This is a genomic window from Spirillospora sp. NPDC029432 (assembly GCF_040703975.1).
Taxonomy (GTDB): Bacteria; Actinomycetota; Actinomycetes; order Streptosporangiales; family Streptosporangiaceae; genus Spirillospora.
Genome location: NZ_JBEZWH010000110.1, coordinates 1 through 16216, shown reverse-complemented (window position 1 = coordinate 16216; position 16216 = coordinate 1). Strand labels below are relative to the sequence as shown.

The 16216-nt window shown below is 73.7% G+C and carries 15 protein-coding genes; 4 read left to right on the top strand and 11 right to left on the bottom strand.

Going from position 1 to position 16216, the window contains the following annotated elements:
- Window positions 1-918 (bottom strand): serine/threonine-protein kinase (locus AB0881_RS40080; protein WP_366625940.1); only part of this gene is annotated, 918 nt, incomplete at its 3' end.
- Between the two features lie 90 nt (window positions 919-1008).
- On the opposite strand from AB0881_RS40080, the gene AB0881_RS40075 reads away from it, so the two are divergent.
- Complete coding sequence (locus AB0881_RS40075; protein ID WP_366625938.1) at window positions 1009-1584, top strand: DUF4870 domain-containing protein; 576 nt, start codon at window positions 1009-1011, stop codon at window positions 1582-1584.
- On the opposite strand, the gene AB0881_RS40070 is transcribed toward AB0881_RS40075, so the two are convergent.
- Window positions 1577-2410 carry a TIGR03619 family F420-dependent LLM class oxidoreductase gene (locus tag AB0881_RS40070; RefSeq protein WP_366625936.1) on the bottom strand — a complete coding sequence of 278 codons (834 nt, stop codon included), beginning with the start codon at window positions 2408-2410 and terminating at the stop codon, window positions 1577-1579. The two genes, AB0881_RS40075 and AB0881_RS40070, sit on opposite strands and share 8 nt — an antisense overlap.
- Before the next feature lie 29 nt (window positions 2411-2439).
- Complete coding sequence (locus AB0881_RS40065; protein WP_366625934.1) at window positions 2440-3102, bottom strand: cyclase family protein; 663 nt, start codon at window positions 3100-3102, stop codon at window positions 2440-2442.
- A 45-nt stretch (window positions 3103-3147) separates the two neighbouring features.
- Between AB0881_RS40065 and AB0881_RS40060 the strand changes: the two genes are divergently transcribed.
- Together AB0881_RS40060 and AB0881_RS40055 are read left to right on the top strand one after the other, a co-directional pair.
- Window positions 3148-3975 carry a HipA family kinase gene (locus AB0881_RS40060; protein ID WP_366625932.1) on the top strand — a complete coding sequence of 276 codons (828 nt, stop codon included), beginning with the start codon at window positions 3148-3150 and terminating at the stop codon, window positions 3973-3975.
- Window positions 3972-4361 carry a DUF3037 domain-containing protein gene (locus AB0881_RS40055; RefSeq protein ID WP_366625930.1) on the top strand — a complete coding sequence of 130 codons (390 nt, stop codon included), beginning with the start codon at window positions 3972-3974 and terminating at the stop codon, window positions 4359-4361. The genes AB0881_RS40060 and AB0881_RS40055 overlap by 4 nt, the downstream gene beginning before the upstream one ends.
- A gap of 24 nt (window positions 4362-4385) precedes the next feature.
- Here AB0881_RS40055 and AB0881_RS40050 read toward each other — a convergent pair whose 3' ends face one another.
- The 8 genes from AB0881_RS40050 to dxr form a co-directional block, all read right to left on the bottom strand.
- The gene (locus tag AB0881_RS40050) at window positions 4386-5294 is read right to left on the bottom strand and encodes a hypothetical protein (RefSeq protein WP_366625928.1); all 909 of its coding nucleotides are present in this window, start codon (window positions 5292-5294) and stop codon (window positions 4386-4388) included.
- A gap of 154 nt (window positions 5295-5448) precedes the next feature.
- Complete coding sequence (locus AB0881_RS40045; protein ID WP_366625926.1) at window positions 5449-6336, bottom strand: hypothetical protein; 888 nt, start codon at window positions 6334-6336, stop codon at window positions 5449-5451.
- Between the two features lie 24 nt (window positions 6337-6360).
- Window positions 6361-7203 (bottom strand): GNAT family N-acetyltransferase, encoded by an 843-nt coding sequence (locus tag AB0881_RS40040; RefSeq protein WP_366625924.1) that lies wholly within the window; start codon window positions 7201-7203, stop codon window positions 6361-6363.
- 113 nt (window positions 7204-7316) lie between these two features.
- A complete protein-coding gene (locus AB0881_RS40035; RefSeq protein ID WP_366625922.1) occupies window positions 7317-8945 on the bottom strand; it encodes an alpha/beta hydrolase in 1629 nt (542 codons plus the stop codon).
- Between the two features lie 163 nt (window positions 8946-9108).
- Window positions 9109-10701, bottom strand: coding sequence for an alpha/beta fold hydrolase (locus AB0881_RS40030; RefSeq protein ID WP_366625920.1), 1593 nt, complete (start codon window positions 10699-10701; stop codon window positions 9109-9111).
- A 317-nt stretch (window positions 10702-11018) separates the two neighbouring features.
- On the bottom strand, window positions 11019-12212 hold the full coding sequence (gene ispG, locus AB0881_RS40025; protein WP_366625918.1) for a flavodoxin-dependent (E)-4-hydroxy-3-methylbut-2-enyl-diphosphate synthase: 1194 nt from the start codon (window positions 12210-12212) through the stop codon (window positions 11019-11021).
- 114 nt (window positions 12213-12326) lie between these two features.
- Entirely contained in the window at window positions 12327-13532 is a 1206-nt protein-coding gene (locus tag AB0881_RS40020; RefSeq protein WP_366625916.1) for a site-2 protease family protein, read from the bottom strand.
- 45 nt (window positions 13533-13577) lie between these two features.
- On the bottom strand, window positions 13578-14825 hold the full coding sequence (dxr, locus tag AB0881_RS40015; protein WP_366625914.1) for a 1-deoxy-D-xylulose-5-phosphate reductoisomerase: 1248 nt from the start codon (window positions 14823-14825) through the stop codon (window positions 13578-13580).
- 193 nt (window positions 14826-15018) lie between these two features.
- Between dxr and AB0881_RS40010 the strand changes: the two genes are divergently transcribed.
- Window positions 15019-15996: a peptidase gene (locus AB0881_RS40010; RefSeq protein WP_366625912.1), complete on the top strand. Its 978-nt coding sequence runs from the start codon at window positions 15019-15021 to the stop codon at window positions 15994-15996.
- Window positions 15997-16216 lie beyond the last annotated feature (220 nt).

Here is a 16216-nt window from a genome sequence, read left to right as displayed (position 1 = left end):
GGTCGTGGCCGCGGCCCCGTCCGGCGCGACCGGGCCGACCGCCGCCGCGGCCTCCAGGACGGCGGGCGCCACCGGGCCGGTGGCCTGCGGCTCCCCCTCGCCGAGCAGGGTGCGCAGGATCTCCGAGGCGGGCGGGCGCAGCGCCGGGTCCTTGCTCAGGCAGCGCGCGGCCAGCTCGCGCAGCGGCCCCTCCAGGGCGCCGAGATCGGGCTCCCCGGTCTGGACGCGGTACGCGACGGCCTGCAGGTTGTCGCTCCCGAACGGCGGGCGGCCGCAGGACGCGAACACCATCGTCCCCGCCCACGCGAACACGTCGGCGGCCGGGCCGGCGCGCTCGCCGCGCAGCTGCTCGGGGGCCATGTAGGCGGGCGTGCCGACGCCCTGGCCGCTGGAGGTGATCGTCCCGGCGTCCAGCGCGCGGGCGATGCCGAAGTCGATGACGCGCGGCCCGTCCGGGCCGAGCAGCACGTTGTGCGGCTTGAAGTCGCGGTGCACCACGCCGGCCTGGTGGATGGCCACCAGCGCGGCCGCGGTGCCGACCGCGAGCCGGTCGAGCGCGCCGCCGCCGCGCGGCCCCCGCTCCCGGACCACGCGGGCGAGCGAGGGCCCGTCGACGTACTCGCTCACGATGTACGGCCGGTCGCCGTCCACGTCGGCGTCCAGCACGGCCGCGGTGCAGAACCGCGCGACGCGCTTGGCGGTGTCCAGCTCGCGGATGAAGCGGGCGCGGGCCTCGGGGTCGTCGCCGAGCCCGGCGCGCAGCCGCTTGACCGCGACGGTCCCGCCGCCGCGCGGTTCCTCGGCGCGGTAGACGACGCCCTGGCCGCCCTCGCCGAGCCTGCCGAGGAGGCGGTACGGCCCGATCGCGGCCGGATCCGCCGCCCTGAGTCCTTGCCTGGGTCCTTCGGACGCCGACATGAGCCCTCCCTTTCAGGTGGGACGCCGGTCCGCTTCGCCCGGTTCGGATAGATTGCCGGAACGAGCTCCCGCAGGACGATGGGATGAGCAGTGACAGACCAGCCACCGCCGTACGACACGCCCTACGGGCAGCCTCCCGGCGCGCCCCCGCCACCCGGGTACGGCCCGCCTCCCGGCTACGGGCCGCCTCACGGGTACGGCCCGCCGCCCGGCGGGGGTCAGCCTCCCGGGGGCGGGCAGCCGCCGCCGTACGACCCGCGCTACGGGTACGGCCCGCCCGGCGTCCCGTACGGCCCCGGGCAGCAGGTCTCCGGCGACGACACCACGTGGGCGATGATGGCCTACCTCGGGACGCTGCTCCTCGGCTTCCTGGCGCCGCTGATCATCTACTTCGTCAAGAAGCGCGAGTCGGCGTTCAGCCGCTTCCACGCGGCCCAGGCGCTCAACTACCAGATCACGATCCTGATCCATCTGGTGGTGCTGTGCGCGGTGTTCATCCCGCTGGCGATCGTGTTCGACAGCCCCGTGTGGATCGTCCCGCTGTTCCTGCTCTACTTCGCGGACGCGATCGGGCAGTGGGTGTTCCTGATCCTGGGCGCGGTGAAGGCCGGCAAGGGCGCCTACTACCGGTTCCCCGCCTTCTTCTGCTTCCCCATGATCAAGTGACCGGCAGGTAGGTCCGCGCGTACTCGTCCAGGACGGGCAGCACCTCGTCCCGCTCCCCGGCGGGCACGCGCAGGACGACCTCCTCGATCCCCAGCGAGGCGAAGTGGTCGAGCTTCTCCCGGCTGGGGACCGTCCCGAACGGGACGACGGGGACCGGCTCGCGGCCGGCGGCGGCGCACGCCTCGCGCAGCGCGGGCAGCGCCTCGCGGACCCCGGCGCCGCCGATCGGCATCCAGCCGTCGCCGTACTCGGCGATGTGCGCGAACAGCGTCGGGCCCGGCGCCCCGCCGAGCAGCACCGGGATCCGCGCGGCGGGCTTGGGCCAGCTCCAGGACGCCTCGAACGCCACGAACTCCCCCTTGAACGACGCCTCCTCGCGCGTCCACAGCTCGCGCATGGCCAGCACGTGCTCGCGGACCACGGCGCGCCGCCGCTTCCAGGGGACGCCGTGGTCGGCGGCCTCCTCGGCGTTCCAGCCGTACCCGACGCCGAGGGTGAAGCGGCCGCCCGCGATCCGGTCGAGCGTGGCGATCGCCTTGGCGGTGACGATCGGGTCGCGCTGTGCGGGCAGGGACACGCCCGTCCCGAGCCGGATCCGCTCGGTGACCGCCGCCGCGGCGGCCAGCGACACCAGGGGGTCGGTGGTGCGGGCGTACTCGTCGGGCAGCCGGTCCACGCCGGTCGGCGGTGCCGTCAGCCGGGACACCGGGATGTGGGTGTGCTCGGGGACGTACAGCGAGGCGAACCCGCGCTCCTCGGCGGCGGCCGCCAGCTCGTGCGCGGTGATGGTGCGGTCGGTCGTGAACAGCGTGATCCCCAGCCTCATGGCCGCCACATTAGCCACCAAGCGGTTGCTCAGCCGATCCGGGCCACCGCCCGCACCGGGGCGCCGTCGCCGTCCAGCCGGATCGGGAACAGCGACACCTCCACGGGACGCCCCGCGTCCTGCGCCGCCAGCAGCCGGTCCAGCCCGGTGAGGTTCTCGGCGATCACCGCGTGCGCCCCGCACAGCACGCGGTGCGCGGCCAGCGAGAAGTCCCCGCCGCCGGGCGGCGGCGTGCGGTCCACGCTCAGCGCGTCGATCCCGACCGTCCGGACGCCCGCCGCCACGATCGCCTCAGCGGTCTCGGCCGACGGGTACGGGTGCGCGAGGTACTCCGCGCTCCCCCAGTGCCGCGACCAGCCCGTCGCGATCAGCAGCACGGTCCCGGGCCCGAGCCCCTCCGGCAGCACCTCGGGGCCGATCGCCGTACGGGGCGGCAGCCCGCGCGCGTCGGCGACGACCGCCGGGCCGGTGAACCGGTCGAGCGGCAGCCGGTCCAGGCGCGGCAGCTCGTCGTCCACGTGGTACGGGGCGTCCACGTGCGTCCCCGTCTGCGAGCCCATGTGCAGGCGCCGCACGTTCACCCCGGAGTTCGTCACCGTGAGCGCGGGCGCGACCACCACCTCGGGGTCGCCCGGGTACACCGGCATCCCCGAGACGACCGGGACCGACAGATCCACCAGCTCAACCGCCATGCGCCGATTATCCCGCCGTCCCCGGCCTCCGATAGCGTTGGCCCCGTGCTGCCCCTTGTGACCGCCGTCCGGTACGTGACACCGCTGCGCGAGGGCGGGTCGCTGCCGGGCATCGTCGAGGCCGACGACCTCGGCACCTACGTGATGAAGTTCCACGGCGCCGGGCAGGGCCGCAAGGCCCTGATCGCCGAGGTGATCGCGGGCGAGCTGGCCCGCCGGCTCGGGCTCCGGGTCCCCGACCAGGTGGTCATCGAGCTGGACCCGGTGATCGGCCGGCACGAGCCCGACCCCGACGTCCAGGACCTCCTCAAGGCCAGCACCGGGCGCAACCTCGGCGTCGACTTCCTGCCCGGCTCGCTCGGCTTCGACCCCCTGGGCTGGTCGCCGGACGCGCTGTTCGCGTCCCGCGTGCTGTGGTTCGACGCGTTCATCGGCAACGTCGACCGCAGCTGGCGCAACCCCAACATGCTGGTCTGGCACGGCGACGTCTGGCTGATCGACCACGGCGCCAGCCTCTACTTCCACCACGCCTGGCGGAACGCCGCGAAGGTCTTCGCCGGCGCCTACGACGTGGACGACCACGTCCTGACCCCGTGGGCGGCCAAGCTCGCCGACGCCGAGGCCGAACTGCTCCCCCGGGTCACCGAGGGCCTGCTGCAAGAGGTCGTCGGCCTCGTCCCAGACCTCTGGCTGGAGAACGAGCCCGGCTTCGACACGGTGGACGCCCTCCGCGACGCCTACGTCGAGCTGCTGGCGGGGCGCGCGGCCGCGCCGCGCGAGTGGCTGCCCGAGCTGTCCGTCAGCCACCGCCGTCCCGACACCCGCGCGCGGCGCGGCGAGAACCGCCCCGGCTGGCTGGGAGGCCCCGCGTGACCCCGAAAGCCGGCACCGTCTTCGAGTACGCGGCGCTGCGGGTCGTGCCCCGGGTGGAGCGCGGCGAGGCGATGAACGTCGGCGTCGTCGTGTACTGCCGGGCCCTCGACTTCCTCGGCTGCCGGAGCCATCTGGACGAGGCTCGCCTGCGGGCCCTCGACCCCGCCCTCGACCTGGACGGCGTGCGGGCGGCGCTGCGGGCGGTGGACGCGCTGTGCTGCGGCGGGGAGCGGGCCGGGCAGGCGGCGGACGAGCCGCAGGGCAGCCGGTTCCGCTGGCTGACCGCGCCGCGCAGCACGATCGTCCAGCCGGGACCCGTCCACGCGGGCCTCACCGGCGACCCGGCCGCCGAACTCGAAAGGCTGCTGGACCTGCTGGTGAAGTAGCCCGCCCGGGCGCCCACCGGCCCGCTAGTCCCATTCCCAGCGCATGCCGTGGTAGCCGGCCGCCACGCCGAACTCGATGAAGTGGACGCTGTGGTAGCTGGACGGCCGCAGGTCCGCGGCGTCCTTGAGGGCGGTCTGCGCGTCCGGGCGCCAGGTGCGGTAGCAGCGGGCGGGCAGCGCCGCCGGATGGAAGCGCACCTCCATCAGGAACTCGTGCTGCGGGGTGCGGAACCCGCGGCCCTCCTCCGACACCGGCGGGCCCGTGCCGTCGAACCCGAAGCCGTACTCCAGCAGGTACGTCTCGCCGCGGCCGAGCGCCCGGTCGAACAGCAGCTCCGCCGCGATCAGCCCGCTGGCCTCGTCCGCCCGGACCCGGCCGAACCGGCAGCCGCGGGCCGTTCGGGACGAGGGCAGCAGCCCGTGCGGATGGTGGTACACGGCGATCCAGCGGTCCACGCCGCGCTGCTGAGCCTGGAACACCGCCCGGCTGCGCACCTCGCGCAGCTCCCGGCGGGGGCCGATGGTGTGCTGGTCGTGCAGGCTGAGGCCGGTCAGCCGGCGCTCGCCCGGCTCGCCGATCTCCTCCATCAGATCGCGCACGCCCGGCTCCGGGCACAGCGCCTCCACCGGCAGCCACGGGCCCGCCGCCCGCTCGGAGCCCGGCCGCAGCAGGGTGACGAGGGAGTGCCGGGGCAGGGCGAGGATCATCTCCAGGGCCCGTACGGCGCGTAGCGAGTCGGCGCGCTCGGGCCGCGTCCGGCCGCGCTGCCAGTAGCTGAGCGTCGACAGGCTGACCGCGATGCCCTGCTCCTCCAGCCGGCGGCGCAGCGCCTCCAGGCTGAGACCGCGGGCCTGGATCGCCGCGTGCAGGGCGACGTTGAAAGGACCGTACTGCAGCATCTGGAGGAGATCGTCCTCCGTGACGCTCTGCACCGCTATCGCCTCCGGATCGCGTCCGGCCGGCCCCCGTGATCGGCCTTGACAACAGCAGTTGGAACTTCCGCGCTCAATGTAAGGCCACCGGCTCACAAAACCAATGGGCAACTTTCTACAACACGCCCCCTGCGTCGCCGATCCCGCGGCCGGTTCAGTCCCATTCCCACTCGACGCCGACGATCCCGCGCCGGACGTCGCCGAGCGCCAGATGGGCGCTGCCCGAGGAGCCGATCCACAGCTCCGCCAGCCGCCGCGGCGGGGCGCCCGCGCCCTCCCGCGCGTACCCGTAGCAGCGGGCCGGCAGCGTCTCCGCGTGGAACTGCACGACGGCGAGGTAGTCGCGGACCGGGCGCGGAAAGCGCCGCTCGTAGCCCTCCCCCGGGCGGGTCAGCTCGTACTCGATCACGGCGGTGTCGCCGGCCGCCAGCACCCGATCGAAGATCAGCTCGAAGCCGGCGAGGCCGTCGCCCCCGTCGCCGCCGGCCGCCTCGGTCCGGACCCGGCCGGAACGGCAGTAGCGCAGCCCCGTGAGCCCCGGCTCCGCACCGCACACCGGATGGACGCGCACCACCCGGTCGATGTCGTCGCCGGTCGCCCGCAACACCTCCCGCACGGCCAGCGAACGGGGCCGCCGGTCCGGGCCCAGGCGGTAGACGTCGTGGACGCTCAGCCGTTCCAGGCGGTGGTCACCGGAACGATCCAGCTGCCCGACCACGCGCGCGTACCGCTCGGGGTCCGCCCACAGGCCGGGGGCGCTCGCGGGCCGGCCGGGCGGGAGCGGCGGCAGGGCGCCGCGCCCGGGGGTCGTCGCCGGTGCCGGATCGTCCAGCAGCGCGGTCAGGGCCCCCGCCGGGACGTGCAGGATCTCCTCCAGCGTCGTGACCACGGCGCGCGAGCGCGGCCGGCTGCGGCCGCGCTGCCAGTAGCTCAGCGACGCCACGCTGACCGTGAGGCCGCGCAGGGCGAGCCGGTGGCGGATCCGCTCCAGGGTCAGCCCGCTGGCCTGGATGGCCTGCCGCAGCGCCCCGGCGAACTCCACGGGCGGATTTTAGCCGCCCGCCCTCTAGAAGAGCACCGACATGAAGGTGTCGATCTCGGTGAAGCCGACCCGCCGGTACGTGGCGCGGGCCCGGGTGTTGAAGTCGTTGACGTACAGCGAGACCGACGGCGCGATCGAGCGCAGCGCCTCCTCGACCAGGGCCGCCATGCCGTGCACCGACAGCCCCTGGCCGCGCAGGTCGGGCGGCACCCAGACGCCCTGCACCTGGCACGCGTGCGGGGTGACGGCGCCGACCTCGGCCTTGAACATCACCCGGCCGTCCTCGATCCGGGCGAACGCCCGCCCCGCCCTGATCAGCTCGGCGACCCGGGCCCGGTAGAGGACGCCGCCGTCGCCCGAGTTCGGGGAGACGCCGACCTCCTCGGTGAACATCGCCACGCAGGCCGGGTAGACGATGTCGAACTCGTCCATCCGCACCTGCCGGACGCGGTGGTCGGCGGCCACCGGCGGCATCGTGGAGGTCGACATCACCGGCTGCGCCGTGCGGATCGCCCGCGGCGGGCCCCAGTACGGGGCGAGCATGTCCCACAGCTCGCCGACCGCATCGACCGGCCCGACGATGGACGAGCACCGGCGGCCCTGGGCCTGCGCGCGCTCGGCGAACGCCCGCACGGCGTCGGAGGTGGCGGCGACGGGCACCAGGTTGGCGCCGGAGTAGCACAGCGACACCAGCCGCCCGTCCCGCAGGTAGCCCCACATCTGCGCGCCCAGGCGGCGGGGGTCGAGCCCCGCGGCGTGGACGCGGGAGCTGACGAACACGTTCGCGACCGGGTCGGCGTCCAGGATGGCCAGCGCCTCCGCCCGGTGCCGGTCGTCCAGTACGCGTACCGGCAACGACCCCAGCATCCGCATGGCCTACCGGACCCGGTCTGGGACGTGCGGCCGCACGCTCGTCTCGGCTTTCAGCACCACGCTCACAAGCCTATGACGTTCCCCCTCAGAGCGCGCCAACCGGCTCCTTACCGGGCGGTATCAAGACTCGCGCCGCGGCGGTGGCCCGTGCTCGCCGCGGGCCCGCCCTTCTTCGCCCTCCCGGCCGCGGGCGGCGGGCCGGCGGGGCAGGTGGCGTCCGGGCCGGGACGGGAGGCGGGCAGCGTGCCGTCCCGGAAGTAGGCCGCCACGGCGCCGTCGAGGCACCTGTCGCCGTTCATCGCGATCCCGTGGTTCCCGCCCCCGGACTGGACGACCAGGCGCGAGGTCGGGAAGAGCCGGTGCGTCTCCAGGGCGCCCTCGTACGGCGTGGCGGCGTCCTCCGTGGCCTGCAGGAGCAGGATCGGCGGCGTCCCGGGGCCGCCGCGCACCTCCGGGCGGGGCCCGCCCGGGACCGGCCAGAAGGCGCAGGGAGCGTTGTACCAGGCGTTGCTCCACGTCTCGAAGCGGTAGCCGGACCGGTAGAGCCGCCAGTTGTCGCGGTGCCAGGTCTCCCAGTCGCGGGGCCAGGCCGCGTCCCGGCACTGGACGGCGTTGTAGACGGCGTAGTTGTTCTGCTCCAGCCAGCCCGGCGGCCGCCACTGCGCCAGGAGCGGGCCCGCGTTCTTCTTGCGGACGTACGCGGAGAGCGCGCGGGCGTGCGCCGGCCACGTCTGGTCGATGTAGCCGTTGATCAGGAACAGGTCGTCCAGCTCGCTCGCGCCGAACCTCCCCTTCGCCGGCTTCGCCTTGAGCGCCGCCCTCGCCCGGGCGTACGAGGCGGCGACCGCCTGCCGGGTGCGGCCCAGCCCGTAGGTCTTGTGATGGCGGGCGATCCAGGAGAAGTACGTCCGGATGCGCTTCTCGAACGCGACGTTCTGGTCGAGGTTGTTGGCGTACCAGACGCCGCTGGGCCGGACCACGCTGTCGAGCACCATCCGCCCGACGCGGCGCGGGTAGGCGGTCGCGTAGGCGGCGCCGAGGTACGACCCGTACGAGTAGCCGAAGAAGTCGAGCTTCTCCTGCCCGAGCGCGGCGCGGATCGCGTCAAGGTCGCGCACCCAGGCGCGGGTGCCCATGTGCGGGAGGAGTTTCCCATAGTCGGCGCCGCAGTCGGCGGCGTACTTGCGCGCCCGCTTCTGCCAGGCCTCCTCCTCCGCCCGGTTGGCGGGGATCGTGTCGGCCCTGGGGCGGCCCGGGTTCTGGTACGTGGTGTCGCAGACCATCGCGGGCCTGCTGGCGCCGACGCCGCGCGGGTCGTAGCCGATCCAGTCGTAGCGGCCCGCGACGTCCTTGGGCAGCATCGCGGTGAAGAGCCTCGGCAGGTCGCGGCCGTGCGCGCCGGGGCCGCCGCGGTTGAGCAGGACCGCGCCCTGGGAGCGCGCCGCGGTGTGCCGGGCCCGGGTCAGCGCCAGGGTGATCTTCTCGCCGGCCGGTCGGCCGTGGTCGAGCGGGACGCGGAGGGTCCCGCACTCCAGCCCCTTGAGGGCGCCCTGCAGCACCCTGTCCTTCTCCGGGCACGGCTTCCAGGCGATCCGGGGCGCGGCGGCGGGCGCGGCGCGGCCGGTACGGGGCGTGTCGCCCAGCGCGGCGGGCGGGGAGAGGGTCGCGGCGACGGCGGCGGTGGCGGCCGCGGCCAGCCCGGCGGCGGCGGCGGTCGTCTTCAGGGCGTTCGGCACCAGCGTTTTCTACCGGCGCGGGGACGCCCCGTCCCGCACCCCCGGGGTTCGCGCGATTCCCCGCGATACCCGGGTTTTCCGGCTTCTTCGGGCACTCCCCCGATATGGCGAACCGCCGGTGCGCTTCCCCAGCGCACCGGCGGCTCCGCTCATTCCGGACGGGCTACGGGCGGCCGATCGGCACGTCCTTGCCCTGGGCCTTCCCGGCGGCCTTCACGGCGTTGGGGTTGGGGTCGTTCAGCGCGGGCAGCGCGTCGCAGGACACGTCGGCGCCGTTCCCCGGCCTGCGGGGCGCGAGCGTCCCGTCGGCCAGGTACGCGGCGACCTTGTCGTCCAGGCAGGCGTTGCCGTTCAGCGTGTTGCTGTGGGTCTTGCCGCCCTGCTCGGCGAGCAGCGTCGCGGACGGGAACAGCTTGCGCATCTGCGGGCCGCCCGAGTACGGCGTGGCGGCGTCCAGCGTGGACTGGACCAGCAGGAACGGCGCGACCTGCTTCCGCTTGTCGCCCAGCCCGACCGCCGGGCCGGCCTTGGCGCCCCAGTAGTGGATCGGCGCGTTGAACCAGGTGTTCGACCAGCTGTTGAAGCGGATCCCGCTCGCGTACTGGCGGGCCGCGTCGCGGTGCCAGGTCTTCCACTTGGGCGGCCACGGCGCGTCCACGCCCTGCACGGCCAGGTAGACGGCCAGGGAGTTGTCGCCGCCGCCCTCGCTCACCCACTCCAGCAGCGGGGCCGGGTCCTTCTTGGTCACCCACGCGGAGAGGATCTGCGCGAACGGGATGTAGTACGAGGTGTTGTACCCCGCGCTCAGCATGATGTCGTCCAGCTCGGACGGGCCGATCTTGCCGCCGATCGGGGCCTTCTCGGCGGCGGCGCGGGCCTTGTAGTAGGCCGCCTCGACCTGCTTCGCCGTCGTGCCGAGGTGGTAGATCGAGTCGTACTTGGCGACCCAGCCCCACCACAGCTTCATGTTCCGCTCGAACGCCTCGTTCTGGCGGAGCTGGCCCTCGTACCAGACGTTGCGGGAGTCGACGTTGCCGTCCCAGACCATCCGCTTGACGTTCTTCGGGAACATCGTCGCGTAGGTGGCGCCGAGGTACGTCCCGTACGAGAAGCCGTAGTAGCTGATCTGCGGCGCGCCCAGGGCCTTGCGGATCGCGTCGACGTCGCGGGCCGTGTTCGTGGTGCGCATGTGCGGCAGCAACCAGCCGAACTTCTCCTGGCACGCGTCGGCGTACGCCTTGGAGCGGGCCAGCCAGGCCTTCTCCTCCTTGGCGTTCGCCGGGACGTAGTCCGGGCGGGTCGGGTCGGAGTAGCCGGGCACGCAGCTGATCGCGGGCTTGCTGGACTCCACGCCGCGCGGGTCGAAGCCGATGATGTCGTAGCGGGCCGCGACCTCCTTGGGCAGCCAGGACGCCAGCCCGCCGGACAGGTACAGGCCGCTGCCGCCGGGGCCGCCCGGGTTGCCCAGCAGGACGCCCTGGTAGTTGGCCCGGTCGGTGGCCTTGACCCGGGACACCGCGACAGAGATCTTGCGCCCGCCGGGCTTGCCGTAGTCCAGCGGCACCTCGACCTGGCCGCATTCGGCGTTCTTCAGGTAGGCGCCGCCGGTCACGTCCGTGGGGCAGGCGCCCCACGCGATGCTCGACGCCGCGGCCGGGGCCGCGGTCCGCGCGGGCGCCACACCGGCGGAGACGGCGGCGGCCGTGCCGCCCACCCCCACCGCCGTGGCCGCCGTGATGAGAACGAGCCTCTTCAACGAACCCCCTCGATCACCGGTGGCACGCCAACGCCGGCGCCGCGGGCCGGCGCGCGATCGGTGGGAGCCGCTCCGGTAAGAGCGATATGTACGATCGGTGGAGATTGTTGCGCTTGGTCCAGCGCGGACGGCAGGGGCTGTCGTCAGTGGATGCGAAATCGTGACAAGCTTCGCGGAACCCGGCGTTACAGCTCACACGTTCGGGCGCGCGGGTGCGGGTGCGGGCGTGGCGCCGGAGGCGCGTGCGGACGGCGAAAGGCCCCCGGGTCTCCCCAGGGGCCTTCGGTGAAGCGGGTGGCGGCGCCGGGCGCCTCGGGTCAGCCGACGACGACCTCCGCGCCGGGGCCGCCGACGGTGCCGTCCTCGCCGATCTCGATGCCCATCTCGTCGGCGATCCGCATCGCCTCCTCGATCAGCGTCTCCACGATCTGCGCCTCGGGCACGGTCTTGACGACCTCGCCCTTGACGAAGATCTGGCCCTTGCCGTTGCCGGACGCCACGCCCAGGTCGGCCTCGCGGGCCTCGCCCGGCCCGTTCACGACGCAGCCCATGACGGCCACCCGCAGCGGCACCGGGAAGTCCTTGAGCCCGGCGGTGACCTGCTCGGCCAGCGTGTAGACGTCGACCTGCGCGCGCCCGCAGGACGGGCAGGAGACGATCTCCAGGCCGCGCTCGCGCAGCCCGAGCGACTCCAGGATCTGGTTGCCGACCTTGACCTCCTCGACCGGAGGCGCCGACAGCGAGACCCGGATCGTGTCGCCGATGCCCTGGCTCAGCAGCGCGCCGAACGCCACCGACGACTTGATCGTGCCCTGGAAGGCCGGGCCGGCCTCGGTGACGCCCAGGTGCAGGGGGTAGTCGCAGGCGGCGGCCAGCTGCCGGTACGCCTCGATCATCACCACCGGGTCGTTGTGCTTGACCGAGATCTTGATGTCCCGGAAGCCGTGCTCCTCGAACAGCGAGCACTCCCACAGCGCCGACTCCACCAGCGCCTCGGGGGTGGCCTTGCCGTACTTCTCCAGCAGCCGCTTGTCCAGCGAGCCGGCGTTGACGCCGATCCGGATCGGCACGCCCGCGTCCGACGCGGCCTTGGCGATCTCGCCGACCTTGTCGTCGAACTTCTTGATGTTGCCGGGGTTGACCCGGACGGCCGCGCAGCCGGCGTCGATCGCCGCGAAGACGTACTTGGGCTGGAAGTGGATGTCGGCGATCACGGGGATCGGCGACTTGCGGGCGATCGCGGGCAGCGCGTCGGCGTCGTCCTGCGACGGGCAGGCGACCCGGACGATCTGGCAGCCGGACGCCGCCAGCTCGGCGATCTGCTGCAGCGTGGAGTTGACGTCGGCGGTCAGCGTCGTGGTCATCGACTGGACGGAGACGGGGGCGTCCCCGCCCACCGGGACGTTGCCCACCATGATCTGCCGGGACGCGCGGCGCGGCACAGCGAGGCGCGGCGCGCCCTGCTCGTCCCCCTTGCCGCGGACGGCCGGAATTCCGAGTGAAACGCTCATCCCTCTCCCTAAAAATGACCCTCCGCCTACCCTAAGCGCCCCCGGGCCATGGCGTGACGCGGACGGCATTCACCCTCAGATACATATAGCTGCCGATTGATTACGCAGAGTGAACTATTCGGGTAGGCGGAGCGGATTGATCAGGTCCGCGAGGATGAGCAGCAGGCCGAGGCCGATCAGCAGCAGCACCACCACGTACGTGACGGGCATCAGCTTGGCGACGTCCACCGTGCCGGGATCGGGTCGGCCGCGCAGCCGCGCCGCCAGGGCGCGCGAACGCTCGTACGCCACGATCGCCAGGTGCCCGCCGTCCAGCGGCAGCAGCGGGATGACGTTGAGCGCCCCTAGGAAGATGTTCACCGAGACGACGAGTGACAGATACAGGACGAGCTTGTCCTGCCAGGTGCTGTCGGAGGCGAAGATCTGGCCGGACACGTCCGTCGCGCCGACGACGCTGCCGACCTGGCCGCCGGGGGTGCTGCCGCGGTCGGCGGAGAACAGGTCGGGGATCGCGGCGGGCAGGCCGGCCAGGGCCTCGCCGATGCCCGCGACCGTGCGGCCGATGACGCGGGAGGCGAAGACGGCCGCGTTCACCGGGCCGGCCCGCTCGTACCGGGCGCCGACGACCTTCGCCGACATGCCGAGGAACGGCTCGCCGCCCGCCGACCCCAGCCGCGCGTGCAGCGTGATCTGCCGCACGGTCCCGCCGGCCGGCCGTTCCACGACGATCGGCACGGTCTGGCCGGGACGGGCCGCGGCGATGGCGCGCCGCAGCTGGGCCCAGTCGGCGACGCGGGTCCCGCCGAAGGCCGCCACCCGGTCCCCGGCACGCAGCCCCGCCGCGGCGGCCGGCGAGGGCGGGTCGCCCTCCCGGCAGGCGGCCCGCGCGTTCGCCGGGACGCACGGGCTGACCTCGTCGACCGTCGTGGTGGCGGTGCCCGGCACGCGGATCCCGATGGCCATCGCCATCAGCATGAGCAGCAGGAACGCGAACACGAAGTTGATCACCACGCCGGCGGCGATCACGATGGCGCGCCGCCCGGCGGGCTGCCGGTAGAAGGCGCGGGGCCGGTCGGCCTCGTCGATCTCCTCCAGCGAGGTGTAGCCGACGATCTTGACGAAGCCGCCGAGCGGGATCGCCTTGATCCCGTACTCGGTCTCGCCGCGCCTGCGCGACCAGAGCGTGGGGCCGAAGCCGACGAAGTACTGGGTGGCCTTCATGCCGAACCGCTTGGCGGTCAGCAGGTGCCCCGCCTCGTGCAGCATGACCGACACCAGCAGCGCGACGACGAACGCGAGCGCGCCGAGGAGGAAGGCCATCCGCCCCTCCCCTCGGCAGCCGCGTCTCCGGCGGGGCCGGCCGGGTCAGGCCAGGCCCGTGATCTCCCTCGTCCTGGCGCGGGCCCACGCGTCGGCCGCCAGGACGTCGTCCAGCGTCAGGCCGCCCGTACCGCTCGTGCCGCCCGCACCGTGCTCATCCACTACCCGCGCGACCGTGTCGACTATCCCCAGGAACGGCAGCCGTCCCGTACGGAACGCCTCCACGCACTCCTCGTTGGCGGCGTTGTAGACGGCGGGCGCGGTGCCGCCGGTCTCGCCCACCCGCGCGGCCAGCGCCACGGCCGGGAACGCCTCGCCGTCCAGCGGGAACAGCTCCCACGTGTGCGCCCTCGTCCAGTCGACGCCGGGCGCGGCGTCCGGGACGCGGTCCGGCCAGTCCATCCCGAGCGCGATCGGCAGCCGCATGTCCGGCGGGCTGGCCTGGGCGAGCGTCGAGCCGTCGGTGAACTCCACCATCGAGTGGATCACCGACTGCGGGTGCACCATCACCTCGATGCGGTCGAACGGCACGTCGAACAGCAGGTGCGCCTCGATCACCTCCAGGCCCTTGTTGACCAGGGTCGCGGAGTTGATCGTGACGACGGGGCCCATGTCCCAGGTCGGGTGGTTCAGCGCCTGCTCGGGCGTGACGCCGGCGAGTTCCTCGCGGGTACGGCCGCGGAACGGGCCGCCGCTGGCGGTCAGCACCAGCCGCCGCACCTCGTCCGCGCGGCCGCCGCGCAGGCACTGGGCCAGCGCCGAGTGCTCGGAGTCCACCGGGACGATCTGGCCGGGCCGGGCGCGCTCCTTGACCAGCGGCCCGCCGACGATCAGCGACTCCTTGTTGGCCAGCGCGAGCGTGCGGCCGGCGTCCAGGGCGGCCAGCGTCGAGGCCAGCCCGAGCGCGCCGGTGACGCCGTTCAGCACCACGTCGCAGGGCATCGCGGCGACCTCGGCGACCGCCTCGGGGCCTGCCACGATCTTGGGGATGGCGTACTCGCCGGCGGCGTACCCGCGCTTGCGGGCCTCGGCGTAGAAGGCCAGCTGGAGGTCCTGGGCGGCGGACGCGCGGGCCACCGCGACCACCTCGGGACGGAACTCCAGCGCCTGCTCGGCCAGCAGGTCCACCCGGCCACCGCCCGCCGCCAGCCCGGTCACCCGGAACCGGCCGGGGTTGCGGCGGATCACGTCGAGGGCCTGGGTGCCGATCGATCCGGTCGACCCCAGGATCGCCACGTCGCGGCGGGCGGGGGGCTGCGGGGACGGGGAGGCGCCGGCGCGCGTAGAAGGCATCACCCGCCCATTGTCGGCCATCGCGGGGGCCGGCCGCCGCGCGCGCCGCGACCTGCGGCGACGGGCAAAGGTGTGGATCGGGGCCCGGTCCTTTGTCGATGTCTGCCACTAGCCGCCCGACAGACCCCGAAATTACGGTCCGCTCACGGACGGATACTCCATTCCGTTCATCCCCGGACACATCGGAGATCTCATGAAACGCTCCCCCCGCCCCAGGGTCATGGTTCTCTCCGCGCTGGGCGGCGCCGTGCTCGCGCTGCCGCTGCTCGCCGTCCCCGCGCAGGCGGCCCCCGCCTCGCCCTCCCCGGCGCCGCGGGCGCGGACGCAGGCGGCGGACGAGGCGGCGCAGAAGCGCGTCACCGGCTACTGGACGCGCGACCGCATGAGGTCGGCCACCCCGATGGAACGCCTCTTCCGCGCGAAGAAGCAGTCGGCCAAGGACGCCGTGCGCCGCGGCCTGGAGCAGGTGCTGCCGCCCTCGACCAAGGCCCTGCCCAGCACCGGCGACACCTGGACGGGCGGCGGGGCGGTCGCCCGTACCGCCGGGCGCGTCTTCTTCACCTACCAGGGGCGCAACGCCTCCTGCTCGGGCGACGCGGTCACCAGCGCCAACCGCAGCACGGTGATCACCGCCGGGCACTGCGTGAAGCTGGACGGCGCCTGGCACACGAACTGGGTGTTCGTGCCCGGCTACAAGGACGGCGACCGGCCGCACGGCACCTGGACGGCCCGGCAGACCCTCGCCACCCCGCAGTGGACCGCCACCGAGGACATCAGCTACGACGTCGGCGCCGCCGTCGTCAACCCCCTGGACGGCCGCAGGCTCGTCGACGCGGTCGGCGGCCAGGGCATCGCGTTCAACCAGCCGCGCCGCCAGACCATGTACGCCTTCGGCTACCCGGCGGCGGCCCCCTACGACGGGTCCACGCTCACCTACTGCAGCGGCCGCGCCATCAACGACCCGCTGCTCAGCAGCGGCATCGGCCTCGCCTGCGACATGACCGGCGGCTCCAGCGGCGGCCCGTGGTTCCTCAGCTTCGACGAGGGCACCGGCAGCGGGATCCAGAACTCGGTCAACAGCTTCAAGTACAACTTCCTGCCCACCCACATGTTCGGCCCCTACTTCGGCGCCGACGCGCAGAACCTCTACAACAAGGCGCAGGCCGCCTAGCCGGCGCGCGAACGGTCACCGCCGTCGCCGCCGGACGAACGAATCAGCGGAAAGCCCGGACTCGATCACGCGATGTGAGGGAGACTCGGTCACTCGCGTTCCGATCGTGACGCGGCCGGTACCGGCGGCCGGAGCTCCCCGCGCTCCGGCCGCCCCGGTACGGCCTCCTCCCGTACCGGGCGGCCTGGTCGGAAGATCACACGTCATAACTCCACTCACC